Annotated in this window: 25 protein-coding genes; 11 read left to right on the top strand and 14 right to left on the bottom strand. The window is 41.3% G+C overall.

The features are described 5' to 3' along the window. Window positions 1-37: 37 nt before the first annotated feature. Window positions 38-2,086 carry a site-specific recombinase gene (locus tag NDN11_RS14175; RefSeq protein ID WP_167249595.1) on the bottom strand — a complete coding sequence of 683 codons (2,049 nt, stop codon included), beginning with the start codon at window positions 2,084-2,086 and terminating at the stop codon, window positions 38-40. Window positions 2,087-2,101: 15 nt separating this feature from the next. Further along, entirely contained in the window at window positions 2,102-3,079 is a 978-nt protein-coding gene (gene sdsA, locus NDN11_RS14170; RefSeq protein WP_167249593.1) for an All-trans-nonaprenyl-diphosphate synthase, read from the bottom strand. Window positions 3,080-3,526: 447 nt separating this feature from the next. On the opposite strand from sdsA, the gene rplU reads away from it, so the two are divergent. Both rplU and rpmA read left to right on the top strand, forming a co-directional pair. After that, complete coding sequence (rplU, locus tag NDN11_RS14165) at window positions 3,527-3,838, top strand: 50S ribosomal protein L21 (protein WP_004652230.1); 312 nt, start codon at window positions 3,527-3,529, stop codon at window positions 3,836-3,838. Between the two features lie 18 nt (window positions 3,839-3,856). Next, window positions 3,857-4,111 (top strand): 50S ribosomal protein L27, encoded by a 255-nt coding sequence (rpmA, locus tag NDN11_RS14160; protein WP_004640422.1) that lies wholly within the window; start codon window positions 3,857-3,859, stop codon window positions 4,109-4,111. Between the two features lie 70 nt (window positions 4,112-4,181). Here the strand turns inward: rpmA and NDN11_RS14155 are convergent, their stop codons facing one another. Then, a complete protein-coding gene (locus tag NDN11_RS14155; RefSeq protein WP_167249591.1) occupies window positions 4,182-5,045 on the bottom strand; it encodes a pirin family protein in 864 nt (287 codons plus the stop codon). A 289-nt stretch (window positions 5,046-5,334) separates the two neighbouring features. Here NDN11_RS14155 and lolA point away from each other — a divergent pair, with 289 nt between their 5' ends. The 5 genes from lolA to NDN11_RS14130 all read left to right on the top strand — a co-directional run bounded on the left by lolA (window position 5,335) and on the right by NDN11_RS14130 (window position 10,328). Then, on the top strand, window positions 5,335-6,039 hold the full coding sequence (gene lolA / locus NDN11_RS14150) for an outer membrane lipoprotein periplasmic chaperone LolA (RefSeq protein WP_251110001.1): 705 nt from the start codon (window positions 5,335-5,337) through the stop codon (window positions 6,037-6,039). Between the two features lie 122 nt (window positions 6,040-6,161). Further along, entirely contained in the window at window positions 6,162-6,926 is a 765-nt protein-coding gene (locus tag NDN11_RS14145; RefSeq protein WP_251110000.1) for an RsiV family protein, read from the top strand. Between the two features lie 108 nt (window positions 6,927-7,034). After that, window positions 7,035-8,306, top strand: a complete 1,272-nt coding sequence (gene serS, locus NDN11_RS14140) for a serine--tRNA ligase (protein WP_005205904.1) — start codon at window positions 7,035-7,037, stop codon at window positions 8,304-8,306. 67 nt (window positions 8,307-8,373) lie between these two features. Further along, window positions 8,374-9,747: a siroheme synthase CysG gene (gene cysG, locus NDN11_RS14135; protein ID WP_251109999.1), complete on the top strand. Its 1,374-nt coding sequence runs from the start codon at window positions 8,374-8,376 to the stop codon at window positions 9,745-9,747. 110 nt (window positions 9,748-9,857) lie between these two features. Further along, window positions 9,858-10,328, top strand: coding sequence for a tRNA (cytidine(34)-2'-O)-methyltransferase (locus NDN11_RS14130; protein ID WP_251109998.1), 471 nt, complete (start codon window positions 9,858-9,860; stop codon window positions 10,326-10,328). A gap of 9 nt (window positions 10,329-10,337) precedes the next feature. Here the strand turns inward: NDN11_RS14130 and NDN11_RS14125 are convergent, their stop codons facing one another. Both NDN11_RS14125 and NDN11_RS14120 read right to left on the bottom strand, forming a co-directional pair. Then, window positions 10,338-10,718 (bottom strand): VOC family protein, encoded by a 381-nt coding sequence (locus tag NDN11_RS14125; protein ID WP_251109997.1) that lies wholly within the window; start codon window positions 10,716-10,718, stop codon window positions 10,338-10,340. Window positions 10,719-10,742: 24 nt separating this feature from the next. Next, the gene (locus tag NDN11_RS14120; protein WP_005150311.1) at window positions 10,743-11,117 is read right to left on the bottom strand and encodes a winged helix-turn-helix transcriptional regulator; all 375 of its coding nucleotides are present in this window, start codon (window positions 11,115-11,117) and stop codon (window positions 10,743-10,745) included. A 117-nt stretch (window positions 11,118-11,234) separates the two neighbouring features. Here NDN11_RS14120 and NDN11_RS14115 point away from each other — a divergent pair, with 117 nt between their 5' ends. Then, window positions 11,235-11,789 (top strand): flavodoxin family protein, encoded by a 555-nt coding sequence (locus NDN11_RS14115; protein ID WP_251109996.1) that lies wholly within the window; start codon window positions 11,235-11,237, stop codon window positions 11,787-11,789. Window positions 11,790-11,843: 54 nt separating this feature from the next. On the opposite strand, the gene NDN11_RS14110 is transcribed toward NDN11_RS14115, so the two are convergent. The 7 genes from NDN11_RS14110 to rpoD all read right to left on the bottom strand — a co-directional run bounded on the left by NDN11_RS14110 (window position 11,844) and on the right by rpoD (window position 18,665). Then, a complete protein-coding gene (locus NDN11_RS14110) occupies window positions 11,844-13,238 on the bottom strand; it encodes an APC family permease (RefSeq protein ID WP_241312017.1) in 1,395 nt (464 codons plus the stop codon). A 268-nt stretch (window positions 13,239-13,506) separates the two neighbouring features. Further along, window positions 13,507-14,691, bottom strand: coding sequence for an iron-containing alcohol dehydrogenase (locus tag NDN11_RS14105; protein ID WP_251109995.1), 1,185 nt, complete (start codon window positions 14,689-14,691; stop codon window positions 13,507-13,509). A 1-nt stretch (window position 14,692) separates the two neighbouring features. Next, a complete protein-coding gene (locus tag NDN11_RS14100) occupies window positions 14,693-15,226 on the bottom strand; it encodes a hypothetical protein (RefSeq protein ID WP_251109994.1) in 534 nt (177 codons plus the stop codon). Between the two features lie 81 nt (window positions 15,227-15,307). Continuing rightward, window positions 15,308-15,961, bottom strand: a complete 654-nt coding sequence (lipB, locus tag NDN11_RS14095) for a lipoyl(octanoyl) transferase LipB (protein WP_251109993.1) — start codon at window positions 15,959-15,961, stop codon at window positions 15,308-15,310. A 48-nt stretch (window positions 15,962-16,009) separates the two neighbouring features. Next, entirely contained in the window at window positions 16,010-16,303 is a 294-nt protein-coding gene (locus NDN11_RS14090; protein WP_251109992.1) for a DUF3144 domain-containing protein, read from the bottom strand. A gap of 52 nt (window positions 16,304-16,355) precedes the next feature. After that, entirely contained in the window at window positions 16,356-16,643 is a 288-nt protein-coding gene (locus tag NDN11_RS14085) for a YbeD family protein (RefSeq protein WP_167249575.1), read from the bottom strand. 138 nt (window positions 16,644-16,781) lie between these two features. Next, window positions 16,782-18,665, bottom strand: a complete 1,884-nt coding sequence (gene rpoD / locus NDN11_RS14080; protein ID WP_251109991.1) for an RNA polymerase sigma factor RpoD — start codon at window positions 18,663-18,665, stop codon at window positions 16,782-16,784. Between the two features lie 348 nt (window positions 18,666-19,013). On the opposite strand from rpoD, the gene NDN11_RS14075 reads away from it, so the two are divergent. Both NDN11_RS14075 and NDN11_RS14070 read left to right on the top strand, forming a co-directional pair. Then, on the top strand, window positions 19,014-19,220 hold the full coding sequence (locus NDN11_RS14075) for a PA3496 family putative envelope integrity protein (RefSeq protein ID WP_004803146.1): 207 nt from the start codon (window positions 19,014-19,016) through the stop codon (window positions 19,218-19,220). Window positions 19,221-19,292: 72 nt separating this feature from the next. After that, window positions 19,293-19,817 carry a YecA/YgfB family protein gene (locus NDN11_RS14070; RefSeq protein ID WP_004803148.1) on the top strand — a complete coding sequence of 175 codons (525 nt, stop codon included), beginning with the start codon at window positions 19,293-19,295 and terminating at the stop codon, window positions 19,815-19,817. A 124-nt stretch (window positions 19,818-19,941) separates the two neighbouring features. Here NDN11_RS14070 and NDN11_RS14065 read toward each other — a convergent pair whose 3' ends face one another. Then, complete coding sequence (locus tag NDN11_RS14065; protein ID WP_251109990.1) at window positions 19,942-20,547, bottom strand: LysE family translocator; 606 nt, start codon at window positions 20,545-20,547, stop codon at window positions 19,942-19,944. 101 nt (window positions 20,548-20,648) lie between these two features. On the opposite strand from NDN11_RS14065, the gene NDN11_RS14060 reads away from it, so the two are divergent. Then, window positions 20,649-21,542 carry a LysR family transcriptional regulator gene (locus NDN11_RS14060; protein WP_251109989.1) on the top strand — a complete coding sequence of 298 codons (894 nt, stop codon included), beginning with the start codon at window positions 20,649-20,651 and terminating at the stop codon, window positions 21,540-21,542. A gap of 23 nt (window positions 21,543-21,565) precedes the next feature. Here NDN11_RS14060 and NDN11_RS14055 read toward each other — a convergent pair whose 3' ends face one another. Beyond that, the gene (locus NDN11_RS14055; RefSeq protein WP_251109988.1) at window positions 21,566-22,183 is read right to left on the bottom strand and encodes a DedA family protein; all 618 of its coding nucleotides are present in this window, start codon (window positions 22,181-22,183) and stop codon (window positions 21,566-21,568) included. Window positions 22,184-22,203: the final 20 nt, after the last annotated feature.

The following is a 22,203-nucleotide window of genomic DNA, read 5'->3' as shown; positions in this document are numbered from 1 at the left end:
TGTTAGACTTGTACTTCACCGTTTTTTCTGTACAAAGTTAGTGATGCGAAGATGCGTTCTTGGTTTGCTCTTCAACTTCTACGGGCTGCTTAGGTGGCCAGAAAAAATCACTTGGTCGCGTTAAGAAATGCGTTGTTACTAACTTGGCTAAAGGCTTCCATTGTGCAAAACGAACACGACGTGCGCGTAGAGCAACAATAATCGTTAAGGTGAAACTGACAAATAAGTTGGTTAAGCCGATTAGCATAACACCTAAGAATGATACCAAAATTAAACCAATGTCAGGACCACCAATGGTCATTAAACCTTGAATAAAGTTGGCAGAAGCAAAGGCAATATGACGGATATCTAAAGGCAAACCTAAGATAAATCCAATTGTGCCCATACTTCCAAGCATGATCCCGAACAAGAAGTTACCTGCTAATGCACCAAGGTTGGTCTCAATATAGTTGGCAAACTTGTCTAAACGTTGCTGTCCCATCCAGCGTTTTAAGCGGCGATGCTGTTTTAAACGTGGGCCGACTTTGCGATAAACCGCTAAGTTATCAAAATAGCCAGCAATCAAACCAGAGAAAAACAAACAAACACCAGCAATTGCTGCATGCGGAACAGCCAATGAGGTAAATGGATTGAGACTATGTAGCAATGCGGCTGACTTGGCATGATTGAGTAGAGGTTCACCCAAATTGTATTGCCACAAATAAGTAATCAGCGCCGCGGTTGGGATTGCAATTGAGATATTCCCCAAAATCGCAATAAACTGGGTTCGAATAATATTAATAATCAATGCCGCCAGTTCTGCGATCTGCGCAGTTTTACTGCCTTTTTGCTGTTGTACAGTCGAGGCAAGTGCGGCAGCAGTCATCGCTGGCTGTTTGGTTGCAACAGTAAAATGCAGTACATGAATCAGCATAAAACCAAGTGCATAGTTCATGCTGTATAAGAAAGCATGTCCAAACGGTGCGAGTACCAAGCGTGCCGTTAAAATTTTCAGTGTCGCCATGGTGGCAATGATCGCACCTGCGCCAGCTGCAGCTTTATACATGCCAAAGAAGCCAGCTTTGTCGGTACTTACATAATGCTCGCCTGTTTTACTGGCATTCTCAGTGACCTGTAAGGCAATCAACTCACTGGTCGAGGTGAGCAAATGACGTACACTTTTTTCATTATAATGTGCTTTGGTCAAATCGACGATCAGCTCACCCAATGCGGTATAACGTGCATCATTTTTACTGGCTAACAAGGTTAGCAGTAGTTCAATACGGTCAATCGCCTGTTCTAATAGCGACAATAAGTAGGTCAGACTGATACTGACCCCAATCCGTTTGGTGGCACGGCGAATTTTTAGTACTACCTCACGGCACTGATCAAGCATCACAAAGGCTTGTGAAGCATCAGGTGGTGGTAAAACTGCAACCGCATCTTGATCATCAATCTGTTTTTTATATTTTTCGATGAATTCTACGATTTCTCGGTTTTGTACCAAAAAAGGCGATTCATATTCGGTAATTTCGGGTTGGGCATTAATAAATTCAGGATATAAACCGATACCACTAATCCGATAGGACAATACCGTAATCGCTTTAATTAGCTCATTCTTTGAAATTTGCTTTTCTCTGGTATTGCTTTGGCTTTCACCTAACAGGTTGAATAGTGTAATCCAGTCTTGATTCTCAATCAGATCGAGCCATTCACTGTCATTTTCTTGGTGAAAGACTTTCCCAATGAGGGTTTTAAGCTGTTGACCGTCTTCGACCAAAGGGAGGAAGTGCGCGCCTAGACGTTGCCCTAATTGGTTCCAGAAACCATCAAGCGATAAAATGCCACTATCGGCATATAAGCTAAGCTGTTTGTATTGGCTGATCAGCTTAAGTAAAAAGTTTTGCAGTAGAATTGCAGATGTTGGAGTGAGTAATAATATTTTGATTAGCGCATGAATACGCTGCTTGACCTCATCTGCATTATTTGGATTTTTTGGCCGTATACGGTCGACCAGTTCGATGAGAAGTTGTTCGTCAAGAACAGCTTGAGGTTGATCAAGCTGATCCTGCATTTTTAAAAAAAGATCAGATAACGTTAAATGCATAGGCGGTCAAAAAAATTATTGTAGACGATGTAAAGCCATTAAGGTCAAATTGATCAGTGCTTGGCGATATTCATTATCTGGTAGCGCTTTTAACGCTTCTAAAGCAGCATCCGTTTCTTGTTGCGCACGTTTTTGACAGTAATCTAGGCCACCCGAGTGATGAACAATCTCAATCACTTTATCTAATTGCTCAACACCACCCGTTGCAATACTACGACGAATGATCGCTTGATCCTCACCAGTTGAATGGGCTAATGCTGAAATTAACGGTAAAGTTGGTTTACCTTCCATTAAATCATCACCAATATTTTTACCTAATGTTTCCGCATCAGAGGTGTAATCTAAAATATCGTCGATAATTTGAAAGGCATTGCCAAAATGACCAGCAAAACGACGTAACGGTTCACGGTATTCTTCAGTTCCTGCCAAAATGGCGGCACCTTCGGTTGCAAGTTCAAATAAACGAGATGTTTTACCGTGGATAATTCTTAAATATGTTTCTTCAGTGGTTTCTGGTTGATGTTGAGATTGTAGTTGTAAAACTTCACCTTCTGCAATTTCACAAGTTCCAGTCGAGAAATCTTTTAATAAGGTCATATTATTTAAGTCGACCAATAAATCGAAAGCTCGAGAGATGAGGAAGTCACCGACTAAAACTGCTGTTTGATTATTCCACGTTGCATTTGCGGTTGGACGACCACGGCGTAAACTTGATTCGTCGACGACGTCGTCATGAACTAAGGTTGCAGTGTGTAGCATTTCAATCACAGCAGCTAAATGCTGTGCTTGTTGCATATTGGCTAAACCACAGGCACGTGCAGCCAGTAAGCACATGATTGGGCGCATACGTTTGCCACCCGCTTCAACAACATGCTTGCTGACACTCATCACTAAACCAACTTTAGAACTAATCCCTTCATTAATGAGGTGATCCATCGCAGCAAAATCTGTCGCAACAGGGGAGAGAATGTCTTGCTTAAAATCGATAACCATATGAAGGAAAACCTCGTATAGGTGGTAATGTTGCCAAGTGTATCAATTAATCTGTGACTAAACAGTTATACAGACTGTATAATTTGTCATTTAAAACACAATGAAGAGCTTTTTGGTCTTAAATTAGACAGAAAAAGGCGGTTTTCATCAAACGCCATTACTTTACTTAGGGCACTGTAAAAACACAGTTTGTTATTGTCACATTTTGTTTTCAAAAATGTATTTCAAATTTTGATGCGAATCAATCAAAACAGCTCGCCATCAATCTAATTGATTTTACTGGAAAATCCAAGCAAGTTATCGTTATGCGTGCATTTATACAAAATAACTTGTTGTTTGATCAATTTTCACTTAAAATTTGTCCCCTTGTATAAACCCAGTGGCGCTCGTTTTAAGATCGGTATATCCTTTTATCGGCACGACGACACGGGCATGTTGGAGTACATTATGTACGCAGTAATCCAAAGCGGTGGTAAACAGCACCGTGTTGTTGAGGGTGAAACCCTTAAAGTAGAATTATTGAAAGCTGAAACTGGTGCGACTATTACGTTTGATGACGTATTAATGGTTGTTAACGGTGACAACATTCAAATCGGTGCTCCAGTTGTAGCTGGCGCAAAAGTAACTGCAGAAGTAGTTGGCCATGGTCGTCACGACAAAATTCGCATTATCAAAATGCGTCGTCGTAAACACTACCGTAAGCAACAAGGTCACCGTCAATGGTTTACCGAGTTGAAAATTACTGGTATCGCAGGCTAACACGAGGAGTAAATAGACATGGCAACTAAAAAAGCCGGTGGATCGACGAAGAACGGTCGTGATTCGAATCCTAAGATGTTAGGTGTTAAAGTTTACGGTGGTCAAACTGTAACTGCTGGTAACATCATCGTTCGTCAACGTGGTACTGAGTTCCACGCTGGTGCAAATGTTGGTATGGGTCGTGACCATACTTTATTTGCTACTGCTGATGGCGTAGTAAAATTTGAAGTGAAAGGTCAATTTGGCCGTCGCTATGTAACTGTTGAAGCTTAAGTTTTAATAGTTCGAAAAACCCGCTTTTAGCGGGTTTTTTTATGCCTACTGGATTTTAAGGTGGAGAGTTTTATGGTTTTCCAAATTGCCCTGTTTTTAAATCGTCATAGGCCTGCAGAATTTCCTCATAACTGTTCATAACAAAAAAGCCATGCCCGTTGATTGGCTCTTGTAATGGTGGGGCGGATAAAAATAGCAAATCGCAATTTTCTAAAGCGGTAACTGCTACATCATTGTCGAAACTAGACATGATTGCCAAAGCTTGTTCTTCTAAAACTTCTTCTTCAGCAGAGAATTGAAGCTTTCCATTGCGTAAATAAATTAAGGTGCTATCACCATGATTGGCGGGAAGTATAAGATGCTGTCCTTTAGCCAAATGGATATCAAATACATGCATTGGGCTAAAGGTTTGGGCGATACCCTGCGTACTCTTAAATTGTCCTGCCACGATACGAACATAGCCTGCATTATTTTCGAGTATAACTTTTGGTATATTGTGATTCAGCAAGCTTTGATAATGTGGTGCAGACATTTTATCTTTGGCGGGTAGATTGACCCACAATTGCACCATTTCAAATAATCCACCTTGCTCACGAAATTCAGGACTGAAATGTTCAATATGTTGTATACCTGATGCAGCAGTCATCCACTGCACATCACCTTGGCTAATCACGCCACCACTTCCTGTTGAGTCTTGATGTTGCAGTTCACCAGCAAAAACAAAGGTGACGGTTTCAAAACCACGATGCGGATGTTCATTGACACCTTTTTTAGTACTTTTAGGTGGTAAACGTCCAGGTCCAATATGATCTAAAAGCAAAAAAGGGGAGGTGGTATTGCCGAGTTCCTGATAAGAAAAGACTGACAGGGCGGGATAAAAATCACCAATTGCAAATCGAGTGTCATTACGGTGGATAAAGGCAAGACTTTTCATGGATGGTGCTTTTTTAAGTTATTGGTTTTAGGTTACCAAACTCTTATTTTTCGTCTAGAGCATTGTTGATGAATAATTTCTCTGATCTGATATTGAAGTTGTTAATCGGTGAATGGTCGAAAAGTTGAATTTCATCCTTACAATCTCTACATAAAGGCTGCAACTTCATACATAATGCAGAACTTTGCGACACGAATTACACAAAACCGTTGCTTTTCTTCATTTTTTTAATGATCAAAAACAGTAAGATGTCGTCATACCAGTAGAAATCTGATAGAAGGTTGTTTTTATGAATTTCGTAAAAAAAATGGCTTATGCTGCAACGTTAAGTGCAATGACACTTGCTCCAGTTGTGAGTAGTCAGGTATTCGCTGCACCTGTAGCTGCATCGGCTCAGCAAGCGACCACAAGTTTGGTTCAACAGTTATCTGGCTTGCAACGATTCACCGCAGATTTTGAACAAACTACAAAAGTTGCACCTAGTAATAGTAATAAAGTCGCACAGAAAAAGGGCTTAACTGCTCAACATATGAATCAGACGTTCAAAGGGACCATGAAAGTTGAACGTCCTGGGAAATTCTATTGGGAAACCACCAGTCCTGCCAAACAAACCATTGTGACCACAGGCAAAGTGGTGTGGATTTATGACCCAGACTTGCAGCAAGCAGTGCGTCAAAGCTTAGATGACCAAATTGCCAATACCCCTGCATTATTGTTATCGGGCAATACTAACCAGATCATGCAGTCCTATCGTGTGACTCAGCCTGACCGTACTAAACTATATTATACCTTATATCCAAAACAGGAAGATGGTGCATTCCAGAGTTTAACCATTAGTTTTGGTGGTAATAAGGCACCGAATTTGATGGTGTTACAGGACTCTTTAGGTCAAACCACGTATGTCCGTTTCAGTGATATTAAGGTGAATCAGACGATTCCAGCATCGGTGTTTAATTTTACACCGCCAAAGGGTACCGATATTATTGATCAGTAATTGATTGTTTGATTTAAAAAGCCGCACATGTTGCGGCTTTTTTTATGTGAAGCTTGGATACATTTTTTAATTTCATCTCAGGGCAAGGCTTTGTATAGTGAAGAAAAACATCAGAGACTTGCATGACGATGAATACTTCACAACTATCAAAAATTATTCCACTTATTCCCATCCTGACTGTCGTTGTGCTCGCAGGTTGCCAACCTAAAAAAGAGTCCGCAGCGGCAACTGAAAAAGTGGATATTCCATTGATTCATGCAAAAGTGGTGGCTGTTAAAATTCCAAAGCAAAAAGTGTGTTTGGAAGATGGCTGTACCACTTATGATTTACAAACGGTTGAAACTAATCAGAAGTGGATTAATGAGTATTTCGTCAATCGTATGAAAAAGGCCGAGCCGAATGCTTTTTCGAATATTGCAGATCAGAAAGTCAAAGTCCCCGCAGATGAGCCATCACAAAGTGAAAGCAGCACTTATGTACGCTTTGTTGGGCAAAATTATAATCTAGCGACTTTTGCAATTCAGACCTATTCCTATTCTGCAGGCGCTGCACATGGCATGTCACATCAAGAGTTTGTGAATTTTGACTTGAGCAATAAAAAACACATTACGGTCAGTGAGTTGCTTAAACCCGATATGAATACCAAACTACGCGATGAACTCTATGCATCCAATCAAAACTGGTTGGAAGACCACAGCATTAAAAAAGAACAGTTACAGGTCAGTGATAACTATTACTATGGGGTAAATGGTATTGTATTTGTTTATCCACTCTATGAATTGGCATCTTATGCAGAAGGCATGAGCGAGTTGACCTTGCCATACTACGCAGCCAAGCAGTTTGTGAAGGCTGAATATTTACCAAGCCTACCAAAAGATCCGAACTAGTTTTAGTGCAGCATTTACATATGATGTGTAGATGCTGCGCAATCGCTGTATTTTTTTGGGTTAAAGCCTTACACTATAGCCAGTTTTTTTCTCTATTCATGATTGATTATGATCGACCCAAAATTACTCAGAAATAATATTGAAGCAGTTAATGCTGCTTTGGCAAAACGTGGTATTCAGCTAAATGTACAAGAGTGGGCTGATTTAGAAGCTCGCCGCAAAGATTTGCAATCCAAAGCTGAAAACTTACAAGCAGAGCGTAATGCTGGTGCCAAGCAAGTCGGTCAAATCAAAAAGTCGGGTGGAGATGCTTCTGAGATCATGGCGCGTATGGCGGCCATTGGTGATGAAATCAAAGCTGCAGAAGTGGCTTTGGCTGAGTTGCAAGCTGAGCTTGAACAAAAATCATTGGCGATTCCAAACTTGCCAGATGAATCTGTTCCTTTTGGTAAAGATGAAAGTGATAACCTTGAAATCTTAAAGTGGGGTACACCACGCCAGTTTGATTTCGAGATCAAAGACCATACCGATCTTGGTGAAATGATGGGTGGTCTGGAGTTTGAAACAGCGACCAAATTAACAGGTTCACGTTTCAGCGTATTGAAAGGACCTTTGGCGCGTTTACAACGTGCTTTAGCCCAGTTCATGTTGGATACACATACCCTTAAAAATGGTTATACCGAAGCTTATGTACCGTATTTGGTCAATGCAGACAGCTTACGTGGTACAGGTCAATTGCCTAAGTTTGAAGAAGATCTGTTCAAGCTACAAGGTGAAAAAGAGTATTACTTAATTCCAACCGCTGAAGTGCCAGTAACCAACTTCGTGCGTGACGAAATTATTGATGCGGATCGTTTGCCACTGAAATATTCTGCACACACCCCATGTTTCCGCAGTGAAGCGGGTTCTTATGGTCGTGATACTCGTGGTTTGATTCGTCAACATCAATTCGACAAGGTCGAAATGGTGCAAATCGTAAAACCAGAGCACTCTATGCAGGCACTTGAAGAGTTGACTGCACACGCAGAGGGCATTTTGCAGGCATTGGGCTTACCATACCGTAAGATTTTGCTCTGTGGTGGTGACATGGGGTTTGGTGCAGTCAAAACGTATGACCTAGAAGTATGGGTACCGAGCCAAGATACTTATCGTGAAATCTCAAGCTGCTCAAATGTGGGCGATTTCCAAGCACGCCGTATGAAAGCACGCTACCGTGTTGATCAGAAGAAGATCGAATTGGTGCATACTTTGAATGGTTCTGGCTTGGCAGTTGGTCGTACCTTACTTGCGGTGATGGAAAACTATCAACGCGCTGATGGTTCAATCGAAATTCCAGAAGTTTTACGTCCATATATGGGCGGTGTTAGCTACATCGACTAAACTTTGCATCGAATTTGTGCATAGTTTTTGCTTAAGCTCAATCAGATTGAAAATATAGAGGCGTGACGTGGAAATTTTCCCAATCTCTTTAAAGTTGCAGCAGCAACGTTGTCTGATTGTGGGTGGTGGGCATATTGCCTACCGCAAAGCAAACCTGCTCGTCAAAGCTGGTGCAATTGTTGATGTGATTGCACCAGACATCATTCCTGAATTAGGTCAACTTGTTGAGCAATCAACGGGACAATATATACAAGCGCCTTTTTCTGAAACCATTTTGGTAACAGCGTATCGCTTAGTGATTGCCGCGACAGACCAACCTGATGTTAATAAAACGGTATTTGAACAGTGTGAACAGCGTAATCTACTGGTCAACAGTGTCGATGATATTCCGCATTGCCGCTTTATGGTGCCTGCGATTATTGATCGCTCACCGTTGGTGATTTCGGTTGCTTCCAATGGAGCATCACCCGTTTTATCTAGACAGCTGCGCACTCAGATTGAAACCATCGTGCCGCACGGTATGGGCAAATTGGCTGAGTTTTCAGGCCAGTGGCGTAAGCAAGTGAAAGCCAAAATTGCCAATCCAGATGAGCGTCGTATCTTCTGGGAAAACTTGTATGCCAGTCCGCTGAAAGAACAGGTTTTCAATGACAATATTGAAGTGGCAAATGATCTGATTGAGCAGGCTTTAACGGAATGGACTGCACCGAAAGGTGAGGTGTATTTAGTGGGTGCAGGTCCAGGTGATCCCGAGCTTTTGACCTTAAAAGCCTTACGTTTGATGCAGCAAGCCGATGTGGTGATTTACGATCGCTTGGTGTCTGCACCCATCTTGGAATTGTGTCGCCGTGATGCTGAAAAGATTTATGTGGGTAAAGCCCGTTCTAATCATTCGGTTCCACAAGACGGCATCAATGCCTTATTGGTGGAATATGCACAGCAAGGTAAACGTGTTTGCCGTTTAAAAGGTGGCGATCCCTTTATCTTTGGCCGTGGTGGAGAGGAAATTCAAGAATTGGTGGAAGCCAATGTGACTTTCCAAGTTGTTCCAGGTATTACCGCAGCTTCAGGTTGTTCTGCCTATGCAGGTATTCCACTGACGCATCGTGATTATGCACAAAGCGTACGGTTCTTGACAGGGCATTTAAAAGAAGGCTCACCTGAATTACCTTGGAATGAGTTGGTTTATGAAAACCAAACTTTAGTCCTTTATATGGGACTGGTCGGTTTGGAGCGCATTTGTGAACAATTGATTGCACATGGTCAACGTCCAACCATGCCTGTGGCCCTAATTTCTAAAGGTACTACTCCTGATCAAAAAGTGGTGGTGGGTACATTGGCAGATATCGCGACCAAAGTATCTGAACATCAGATCGTAGCACCAACTTTAACCATTATTGGTGAAGTGGTGAGTTTACGTGAACAGTTAAAATGGCAATAGAATCCCTCCTTGCGGAGCTATAACCGCTCCTCACCTCTTTAAAAAAGAGGAGGAGTTCCTCCCTTTTTCAAAGGGAGGCTAGGAGGGATTATGAAAAGTAGAGAAAATTTGTGATTCATGTCGTCCTATACGAGCCTGAGATTCCAGCGAATACAGGTAATATCATTCGTCTATGTGCCAATACAGGTGCGCAACTACATTTGGTCAAACCATTAGGCTTTGAGCTGGATGATAAAAAGTTGAAACGTGCAGGATTGGATTATCACGAATGGGCAAGAATGCAAATCTGGGACAATATCGAACTTTGCCTTGCTGACTTAAAAACCAAAGGGGTAGAGCATATTTTTCCACTCACCACTAAAGGCTCAGCGACACCGCATACGGTTGATCTGAATCGTCCAGTTGCCTTGTTGATGGGGCCTGAAACTCGTGGTCTGCCTGAGCAGGTACGTCTCATGTTCCCGCAAGAACAGTGGATCCGTTTACCGATGGCTGAAAATTCAAGAAGTTTAAACCTCTCTAATGCAACTGCTGTGATTGTCTATGAAGCGTGGCGACAACAGGGTTTTAAACAACTCTAATTTCCCAGCTTAGATATCTCCATATGGGCTTGCCACAACCAGCGTATAGCCATTTGGGTCTTTAAACCAAATTTCGCGATGATGTGCGTTGGGGTTATATTTAGGACCTTCCAAAATTTCAACTTGATGGGTTTGTAGCTTTTTGACAATCTCATCAAATTGATCGCTTTCAAACCAAAGCAAAATGCCGTTACCAATCACTCGTTTCGGATCTCCGATATGTGGGTGATCATGCGCTTGCCATTGGTGCAGTTGCAGTACCATGTTCTGCTCAAACAGCAACTGTTCATAGTCTTTGCCGCCATGCCCGCTTTTTAAGCCAAGCACAGTTTGATACCACTGACTGGTTTTCTCGACATCTGCAACTGCAATTAAAGGTTGTGGATACATATGAACCTCACCATATCGTCTTGTTTATTCTTCTTGAATTGAATCAAACCGTTGTTGAGCATAGATGACTTGTTCGATATTACTTTCAGCCCAATCTTTGAGTTGATACGCCATTTCCGCGACTTCTAAACCAAGTGCGGTGAGTGAATAATCCACTCGAATTGGTGCGGTATCTTGTACCTGTCGTTCAATAAAACCATCGCGTTCAAGCATTTTTAGTTTTTGAGACAATACTTTCGGTGAAATGCCTTGAATGCTTTTTTTCAATAAATTGAAATGTTGGGTCTCTCGCGCAAGCACATTGATAATCATCAGTACCCATTTGTCTGCAATTTTTTCAAAAAATAACCGAGCAGGGCAATGTTGTTGATAAATATCATATTTTAATGCCTGATTCATAGCTAAAACCCTCAAATTCCCAATTGAATGTCCCTAGTTACCATCTGGTAACTAATTGACACCTAGTTTCTAAAATATATCATTAAATCGAACTTTTGAAAAATTTTGGATACTCTCATGACACAAATTGCGGTTGTTTATTTCTCAGGCTATGGCCATACCAAAGTGGTTGCTGAAACTTTTGCGGGTGCGATTGACGCCTCTCTGATTGAAATTGATCAGAATGGTGAGATTACCGAGCAAGACTGGCAGACTTTAAATGAGGCACAAGGTATTGTGTTTGGAGCGCCAACCTATATGGCGGCAGCCCCTTGGCAGTTTAAAAAGTTTGCCGATGCTTCTTCAAAAATCTGGTTTACCCGTGGCTGGCAGGATAAAGTCTTTGCAGGCTTTACCAATAGCGCGAGCTTGAATGGCGATAAGCAGGTCACCTTGATTCAGTTACAAACTTTAGCTTCACAGCATGGCGGTATTTGGGTGAGCTTGGGATTATTGCCTGCCAATACTAAAAATGCAAAACGTGAAGATGTAAACAATTTAGGTGGTTCAGTTGGCTTGTTGGTTCAATCGCCATCAGATGCGAGTACCGATGAGATCCCAACAGGAGACTTGGAAACAGCGAAGCTTTATGCAAAACGTGTGAAATCGATTGTTGAAAAGCTGCACGGCTAAATTTTCACGCCATAAAAAAGGCGCATTGAGCGCCTTTTTTATTAACTTATCAGATTAATGTCTGTCATCAAATTCATTATGCTGTGGCGCATTGTATTTGAAGCCTTTAGTCTTATAAGCAAGATAACCGACACCGATTACTGCCCAAGCCAGACCAATCTGTAAAGCCAATTTGTCAATTTCTAACCACATCATAAACACGCTGGCGAAACCCAGTGTAGGAATGATGATGTAACTGATAATATCTTTTGGTGTCTTATTCTTGCCATCTCGCAACGCGTAGCGAGAAATCACCGAGAAGTTAACAAAGCTAAATGCAGTTAAAGCACCGAAGCTAATCAAGTTCACGATATGCTCAAGATCAAGGAAACCAGCAGACAGTGCAACAACACCTACAATCAAGATGTTGTAAGTTGGGGTGTGCAAGCGTGGGCTAATATGACCGAATAACTTCTTATTGATCACGCCATCACGACCCATCACATACATTAAACGCGATACACCTGCATGTGCCGAAATACCTGATGCCATCACTGCCACGACCGCAAAGTATAAAACCATGGTCTTAAATGCCAGACTACCAATCGCAGCAACCATAACTGGCTGAGACTCATCCAGTGGGTTGAAGTAGGTATTTGGATTACTTGGGAAGTAAAGCTGAATAAAGTAAGTGCTGACAATGAAGATGATACCTGCAAGCAATGCTGTGGTAAAAATTGCACGTGGCAAAGTTTTCTCAGCATCTTTGGTTTCTTCAGCAAGTGAAGAAAGCGCATCAAAACCCGTAAATGAGAAGCATAGAACGGTTGCACCTGCAATTAACGCCCCGACAGAGGTCATTTCATTCCAGAATGGCGCAAGTGACCATAACTCAGCTTTGTCTGGATTCAGTGTGCCATCGGCATAAACCCCTTGTGTGAGCAGGATATAGACCTGATACACAAAGTAGAAAATCACACCGAGCTGGATCACCACGATGGTACTGTTAAAACGCGCGACAAAACGTGCACCAAACAGGTTGATCACCGTCATCAGGATGGTTAAACCAATCACCCAAATCCAGTTGTTTACTTCTGGGAATAATGCTCTCAAATAAATATCAGCAAGGATGATATTGACTAGAGGAGAGAGCAAATAATCTAACCACGAAGACCAACCCACCATAAAACCAACATTAGGGTGAATCGACTTTTGGGCATAGGTATATGCAGAACCAGAAGATGGATAACGACGAATCATGTGACCATAACTGATCGACGTTAAAAGAATTGCAACTAAGGCAAATATGTAGGAAGTCGGTACATGACCACCACTTCTTTCAGATACTAAACCAAATGTATCAAATAAAGTTAATGGTTGAATATAAGCCAAGCCAATAATGATGATGTGCCAAAGCACAAGATTCTTTTGAAGCTTCGCTGTTGGTTGAGTCCCAGATAAATTTGTCAACGGCGTTATCCTCATAATCGTTGATCAAAGATCAGCCATAGTGTTAAGGATCGTTTGAGACAAAAACGATCCCCCGTACAAAAAACGAAAGTGCGCCAATCTATCCTAAAACACTATAAATTGTCAGTACTTTTATGCTTTTTTTAGCAATTTTTTTGCCAATTGGGTAAATAAATAGATGAATAAAGATTCACTTAAAAATGAAAAGCCTCGATATTCAATCAATATCGAGGCTTTTACGCAGGAATACTTGATTTAACTTAATGTATTACCATGCTTTTTGTAAGATTGCACGAATGTCTTGCAGGTTTGCTTCTTTCGGGTTGTAAATGATAGAACCATCATTGAGTGCCTTGTCTGCAACCTCATCCAGTTGCGCTTCAGTGACTTTACCTGTTTCACGTAAAGTACGTGGCAATTTAGTCAAGCTGAATAAGCGATCACGCATGGCTAAAATCGTCGAAATTGCTTTGTCAGCGCGTAAGTTGGCTGGTGTTTGAGCGTAAATATCAGCGCCCGCGAGAGGCAGCAGTAATTCACCAATCTTGTCGCCATTGATCTCTTTGTTGTATTCCAGAACGTATGGCAGGAATAAGTTCATGCATAAGCCGTGGGGCAGATGGGCAACTGCACCAAGCGCATGACCCAATGAGTGAACTAAGCCCACCATTGAATTAGAGAAGGCAATCCCCGCCATGGTGGATGCTTGTGCAAGCTCTAAACGACCTTGTGCATCGCTTGGGTTGTCTAGAACTTTGAACAGGTTTTCACTGATCTTTTTAATCCCTGCACTGGCATAGGCATCGCTGAGTGGATTGGCTGCCAAACAGGTGTAGGCTTCTACACAGTGAGTTAGTGCATCCATGCCTGTCAGAGCAGTAAGATGCGGTGGTAGAGTCTGAGTCATGCGTGGATCAAGAATCGCGGCATGTGGCATGAGGTAATATGAAGCAAATGCCAGTTTCACATTACGATGTGTGTCGGAAACGACAGCCACCATGGTGACTTCCGAACCTGTACCAGAGGTGGTTGGAATCACGAAGAATGGTTTGAGTGGTTTTGGCAGGTTATGTGCACCTGAATATTGCAATAAATCATCACCACCTTCAGACACCAAGATATTGGTCGCTTTAGAGGTGTCGATGACTGAGCCACCACCAATCGCAATGATCGCATCACATTTTTGCTTACGGTAAAGTTCTGCTGCTAAGCGAACAACTTCCAAGCTTGAATCGGGTGGAACATCATCAAAGATCGCACCAATCACCGCATCAGTAGTGCTGAATGCTGCTTCGATTGGGCTGAGCAAACCATTGGCACGCACACCTTTATCGGTAATGATCATCGGGCGTTTTGCACCAAGTGTCGCAAGTTCAAATGGGATATGCTCTAAGGCAGCGTTACCAGCAATGACTTTTACAGGACAGAAAAACTCGTAATAAGGCTTAGCCATGTTATGCGCTCCGTTTGAGATATGATTTTGCGACTTTAAGATAAATATTTTTTGCACCCGTGAATTTTTCTTTTAATGTTAATTCAGCAGGGTAGCGCTTGACTGCAAGTGAAGCGATTAGCTTAGGTAAAATCAGGGCTTCCATTTTATTCAAGCAGCGCACTAGACGGATGGCGCTTGAAACATCACCATCGGCAATCATACGGTCATTGGCAAAGGCTTGCGCGGTACTTTCTTGGAAAGAAAATACCAAAAATGCATGGGTTAAATGCTTGAAGGTAATGGTTAAATCAGGCTTGCCTTTGTAATTGGACAATAGCTCTAATTGTTTTTGTTCGGTTACTCGAGCAACAAATGCAGGTCCATTGGGGAAAACATTCATTGAAAGGATAAAACCAACAGGAAATTTCGACACTTCCTGTTGTACTTCATCATCCACTTGGCTTGCCATCACGAGGCCACGACCCACAACATCCATCATGAGTTTGACGTAGGCAAATTGCAACGTGGGCTTCACTGCTTTGGTTGAAATCACTTGCGTATCCCTTGTTAAAATTATGCAAAAGCTAATTTAGAGTATTTACTCTAATTTATTTTATTAGAATTGAAAAGTAAATTATTCAGATTTGACTACAAGGTCATTAAAGAAATCAGTATTTTTTAAATAAGCAATGAAAGTATCACAGAGCTGTTCAAAGCTTGGATAATCTTCAAGTAAGTCCTGTAAGCGTACCATTTCTAAACCTGCGTACCCGCATGGGTTAATGGTCTGAAATCCAGTTAAGTCACAGTCAATATTCAGGGCAAGACCATGATAACTACGACCACGACGGATTTTAAAACCGAGTGAACCAATTTTACGTTCATCGACATAGACGCCAGGTGCATCTGGTTTGGCATAGGCATTGATCTTATATTGTTTGAGTAGATCAATCATGGCTTGTTCTGCAAAACTAACCAAGGTACGAACATGCCATTTCAAGCGATTCAGGTCTAACAGGAAATAGGCAACCAACTGACCTCTGCCATGCCAAGTGACTTGACCACCACGATCTGTGTGTACGATTGGAAGGTTGCTCTGCATGAGGATGTGTTCTGCTTTGCCTGCTTGTCCTTGGGTCAGGACATCTTGGTGTTGTAATAACCAGACTTCATCAGGGGTGGTTTCATCACGGTGTGTTGTGAAGTCTTTCATTGCTTCAAAACGAGTGGTGTAATCTTGTAGATCATTGAAACAACGAATGATTAAAGTCGGTTTTGCAGCACTCATTACAACAGGATTCCCTTTGCGGCTTTGAATTGATTAGTGTTTAAGTCATCATTTAGGTGGGATAAACATATACTCTTCAAAATTTTCGATATATTCATCTAAATTTTCTTCAAGCATTTTACGATATTCAGCAAGAAAGTATTCGATAGTTTCTTGTTTTGCATTAGCGAGTTCTTCTGCTGTTTCCCATCCACTTGCGCTGATCCAAGCATTAAAACGGGATGTTGCAAAAAGCATAGAGGCGCTTACTTTCCCTTTTCCTATCTCTTTCGTAATTTGCTGATTAGACAGGCGAATGTGTTGGTCAGCTCGTTCGTAGAATTCATCATCAGTGTTTTGCATTTTTATTCCTATAAAAAAAATCCAAAACACTTTCGTATTTTGGATTTTTTTATTAAAGCGCTGTCTTAATTAAAGGACAGGCTGCAAGGTCAGCATATAAGGCATGAACTTGTTCCAACTCTTCAAAGCGCAGTTGAGCAGTCAGAGAATGGTATTTACCTGTACGTGACGGCTGAACTTTTACTGATTCGCCATCAAATTCAGGGAAGTGCTTCTGCAAAATATCAACAACAGCCACTCGAAGTTCATCCCCTGCATTACCAATCAATTTGATCGGATAGTCCATCGGGAAAACCCAAAGATGTTCTTGCAATTCACGAGAAGGAGTGCGGTCTAACATGAGCAACCTCTTAATTTGAAACGCCTGCATCAGTGCAGGCGCTTTTGATCTAATACATAGATGGGGATGAAGTGTTGAACTTCAAGTCTTGTGCTAAGCCAATGTAATGCTTTGGTCTAGCGCAAGATTTCCCAAATATTAGTCGTTTTCCAAGAAAGAACGTAAGTGTTCTGAACGAGAAGGGTGGCGAAGTTTACGCAACGCTTTCGCTTCAATCTGACGAATACGTTCACGTGTTACGTCAAACTGTTTACCAACTTCTTCTAAAGTATGGTCGGTTGGCATATCAATACCAAAACGCATTTTCAATACTTTTGCTTCACGTTCAGTCAAGTTTTCAAGCACTTCGCGCGTCGCTTCTTTTAGGCCTTCCGAGGTCGCAGCATCCACTGGTGAAGTGATGTTTGAGTCCTCAATGAAGTCACCAAGATGCGAATCTTCATCATCACCGATCGGTGTTTCCATCGAAATCGGTTCTTTTGCGATTTTAAGTACTTTACGAACTTTAACTTCATCCATTTCCAGGCGTTCGCCTAACTCTTCAGGTGTCGGTTCACGACCCATTTCTTGAAGAAGTTGACGAGAAACACGATTGATCTTGTTGATGGTTTCAATCATGTGTACTGGAATACGAATGGTACGTGCTTGGTCAGCAATCGAACGCGTGATCGCCTGACGAATCCACCAAGTTGCATAAGTCGAGAATTTATAACCACGACGATATTCAAACTTGTCTACGGCTTTCATCAAACCGATGTTACCTTCTTGAATCAGATCGAGGAACTGCAAGCCACGGTTGGTGTATTTCTTCGCAATCGAAATTACCAAACGTAAGTTTGCTTCAACCATCTCTTTTTTAGCACGACGCGCTTTTGCTTCACCAACTGCCATACGTTTCGAGATATCTTTGATATCTTTAACGTTTAAACCAAGATCTTTCTCGATATCAGCAATTTTTTGCTGGAATGCCAATACGTCAGGACGCACTTTTTCTAAATGTGCTTTGGTTTCAGCAGGTGCTTTGGCAATTTGTTCGTCTAACCAAGCTGGATTTGATTCTTGCTCAGGGAACGTTGTACGGAACTGAGTACGATCCATACGACCACGACGCACTGCATAACGCATAATTTCACGTTCATTTGCACGAATTTGGTCATGTGTGCCGCGAATCATTTCTGAAATGATTTCGAATAAACGTGGTGTAAATTTGAACATCATGAACACAGCAGCAAGTGCTTCAAGCGCAGCTTTTGCTTCATCACTATCACGACCATGTTTCGCGACAACCGCTTTGGTTTCATTCCAAGCAGCTTCTAATTCAGAGAAACGAACTTTAGCAACTTCAGGGTCTGGACCTGATTCACCTTCTGAATCATCATCACCTTCAGATTCTTCTTCTTCGTCATCATCATCGAGTTTGACGTCTTTTGCTTTAGATGAAGAACCTTCGTCGTCTTCAAGCTCAGCTTCTTCTTCAAGAACTTCTGGAATATCTTCGTCAGTTTCTGGATCTAAATAACCAGAGAGAATATCGGCAAGACGACGCTCACCTGTTAAAAAGTCATTATATTCTTGTAAAACAACTTCAACCGCATTTGGCCAGTAAGCAATCGAATGTAAAACGTCACGAATACCTTCTTCGATGCGTTTTGCAATGCTAATTTCGCCTTCGCGTGTAAGAAGTTCAACCGTACCCATTTCACGCATGTACATACGTACAGGGTCTGTGGTACGACCAGGCTCACTTTCAACCGATGCTAATACGGCAGCAGCTTCTTCTTCGGCAACTTCGTCAGCCGCTTCAGTTGATTCACCAAACATGGTGTCATCAGTTTCTGGCGCACGTTCATGCACTGGAATACCAACGTCTTGAAGCATCTGAATGATGTCTTCAATCTGCTCACTTTCCGTAATTGAGTCTGGTAGATGATCGTTAACCTCAGCGTAAGTTAAATAACCTTGCTCTTTGCCTCGGCTAATCAGAGCCGCTACTTGCGAAGTAGGGGAATTCATATCGCTCATCTTTGCTTACTCTTTTGTTGAATCTGTGGCGGTGAAAAACCGTGCATGATAGCACAATTCACGACGAATGTTTTGGGTTTGATCGGTTTGCTTTAAATAAAAAATAGCTTTGATTTCACGTTCGTTTCTTGAATATGGGGTTAAGTCATAAATTTTCAAGCAGTCAGTCCTGATTAAAGATGTTTTTTAATTACAATTGTTCTTAGATTATAAATACACAAAAAAACTGACGAAAAAAAGTACAAAACATCGTTTTATCACAAAAAAAACAAATAAAACTTGACAAGGCTGGCTAAGACCGATAAATAGCGGCTAGACCCATTTATATTTTTTCATTAGAGGTACTTAGTGTCTTCTACAGATTTTGAATTAGATGATGATAACTATGGTGAAGATGATGCAGGTTTTGATGAGTCATCTGGAAAAATTACTGCCAAAGAATCATTAGAAAAGCGCCGTTTGATCGATGAGCTTCTGGCGCAACGTCGTTTAGAACGAGAACTCAAAGATTTTGATTACGATTTCGACGACGATGATCTTGATGACGAAGACTAAGCAAAATTGCTAAGACTTTATGTCCGAAAATGTTATGCTGTTGGCGATGTATTTTTAAAATTGGATTAAAGAATGAGCACGTTAGATTTAGACTTATTGAGTAACTATCTTGACGGCGATCAAAATGAATATGGTCTAGATTTTGCAGCGACTCATGGCTTTTTGTGTGCGATTGCAGTTGGTCCACAATTTGATCGTTGGTTAGATGAGCTGTTCGAAAGTAATCAAAAGAAACTTCCTGCTGAAGTTCTTGAGCAGGTTAAGCTTTGGTTGGAATCTATTCGTCAAGATTTAGCCAATGAAAATGGAATCGAGTTTCCATTTGAAATCGAAGAAGCAGATGTTGAATCGAGCTTAGGTGATTGGAGTGTTGGTTTTGTTGATGCCATGTTCCTTAATGAGGATGCATGGTTCGCGCCTGAGTTTGAAGAACAGCTTATCGATTTAACATTACCAATTATGGTGTTTAGTGGAATTGATGAAGAAGATCCACAAATGGAATCTTTCCGCCGTAATGGTCAGTTGATGGATGAATTAGCGGAAGAAATTCCAAATAATTTAAATGAACTTTATCTGATGTACCATACACCAGCATAAACATGCCGCTAATACTGCGGTTATTGTGTTTGATGAATGAGAAACAAATAGAATATTAAAACGCCTCTAGCAGGCGTTTTTTTATTGCCGATTGTTGGTGTTTCGGCTTTGTATTTAGGCCGTTTTAAAAATGAGCGAAAAACAGACTCACTCCTAAAGCACTCAAGATACAACCAATGACTCGATTAATACTGACTTGGCGAGCGAGAATTTTATTTCGAATGAAAGGAGTGGAGCAAAAAATCGCAATGAGGCAAAACCAAACTAAATGACTGCCAGAAATAAAAATACCATATCCAATTAACGTGTGTAGGTTGTTATTGCTGGTCATGACTTGAGAATAAATACTCATGACAAAAAGTGTGGTTTTGGGGTTGAGACTATTGGTGAGGAAACCATGTCTGATGGCCTGCCAAGGTGTAATGTCATTGCTGTTTCTATCAAATAAAATGGCGACTTGCGTAAAGGTTTTATAACCAATATAGATCAAGTAGCCTGCGCCAATATATTGAATCAGTTGAATTAAATTAGGGAGATATTGCTGTGAAAAAGTGAGTCCAATTAAGCTATAACTGATATGAACCCAGACACCCATCGCAATACCATAGGCTGTACATATACCCAAATGACGACCATAAAGATAACTGTTTCGAGTGACTAAGGCGAAGTCTGCACCAGGGCTGATGACCGCTAGCAGGGTGACTAAGGCTACTGCAATGATTTCATTCACTCATCTATTCCTAAATTGATGTATTAAAGATTTTTTATATTTTTCATATTTTTGCTATATTTAAAATTGAAGTTAATTCCTGCAATACATGAGTTTTTGGAATGATTGAGAGAGTGTCTTTGAATTCACTCAAGTTTTTTTATTATGTCGCGCGTTATGAAAGCGTGACTGTTGCTGCGGAAAAGCTATTTGTGACGCAAAGTGCGGTGAGCAAGCAACTTAAAAACTTGGAGGAAAGTTTAGGCTTGCTGTTATTTGTACGTGAAGCCAGAAAATTAACTTTAACCTCAGAAGGAGAAGTACTGTTTGATTGTTGCCAGCAGGTATTCCAGCAAATAGATCAGTGTTTATTACAATTACAGCAATATAGCAAAGCGCAAAAGAGCTTAATTCTTTCTTGTGAACCCACACTTGCAATGAAATGGCTCATTCCTCGGTTGCTACACTTTAAGCAGCTTTATCCTGAATTTGAAGTCAGTTTATTGACGGGTGGAGGGGCTGTCGATTTTGCTTCACAGAACATTGACTTGGCCTTAAGGCGGGATGACTTCGATTGGGGTGATGTGCTCCATAGCGAAAAAATTGCAGATGAGCAGATGTTAGGTGTGATCAGGAAGAATGATCGTGCAGCACCGACACAAGTGTTTATTTCCAAGTCTAGAGCAAAACTATGGCAACAGTTTAAGCGTCAGCACCCAGAACAGTTGAAGGATTTAAAAAGGTCGTCTCTGGAGCATTTTTATTTGTGTATAGAGGCTTGTTTGGCTGGCTTGGGCGCGACTGTGGTTTCTGCCTATATGGTTGAGCGGGAAATAAAATATCAAATGCTGGATCGGCTGACAGCTGTGTATGCTGATGGCTCCGCTTATCATTTATTATCAGCTCAGCCCTTTGAGGATGATATTCGCAAGTTGGTGTTTAGAGATTGGCTGAAAGATGAAATGCAAAAGAGTCAATTGTGGTTGGCTTCATTTGATCAAACAAAAGCTGAATGATCGTTGTCACCAAGCCTGCGCTTTTAGGGATTTGATTTATTCAGATAAAACTTTTTGATTATCCACCACACGATATAAATGAGTACAAGCGCAAAAATGATGTAGCTGATACGTTGCAGAATCGCCAGCATCAGTGCCTGATTTTCACTAAAATGATAACCTAGGTAGGCCAGAAAACTGGTCCAAATCACGGTTCCAGCAGTGCTGTAGAACATAAATTTGGCAAAAGGCATTCTACTCATACCAGCAGGAATACTAATTAAAGAACGTACAGCTGGAATCATACGACCAAAGAAAACAATGCGATGTCCATGTTTGTTAAACCACATTAAGGCTTTTTCTAGGTCAGCCACCTGAATACGAAGATATTTTCCATAGTGCTCTACAAAATTAAACAGACGTTGCTGAGGGACTTTGCGTCCTATCCAATACAATAGCATCGCTGCGAGTATTGAACCTGCACTGCCTGCAATAATGACACCGATCAGGGTAAGTTCGCCCTTTGATGCAGTATAGCCTGCTGAAGGCATAATGATTTCAGAGGGAATAGGGGGGAAGACATTATCCAGAAACATTAAAAATGCGATACCTAAATATCCAAGTTTCTCCATGATCGATAAGACCCATTGTTCCAGTCCCATAATGCCCTTATATGATTCAT

The sequence above is a fragment of the Acinetobacter sp. C26M genome (assembly GCF_023702675.1).
Taxonomy (GTDB): domain Bacteria; phylum Pseudomonadota; class Gammaproteobacteria; order Pseudomonadales; family Moraxellaceae; genus Acinetobacter.
This window is presented reverse-complemented; position numbering and strand designations above follow the sequence as displayed.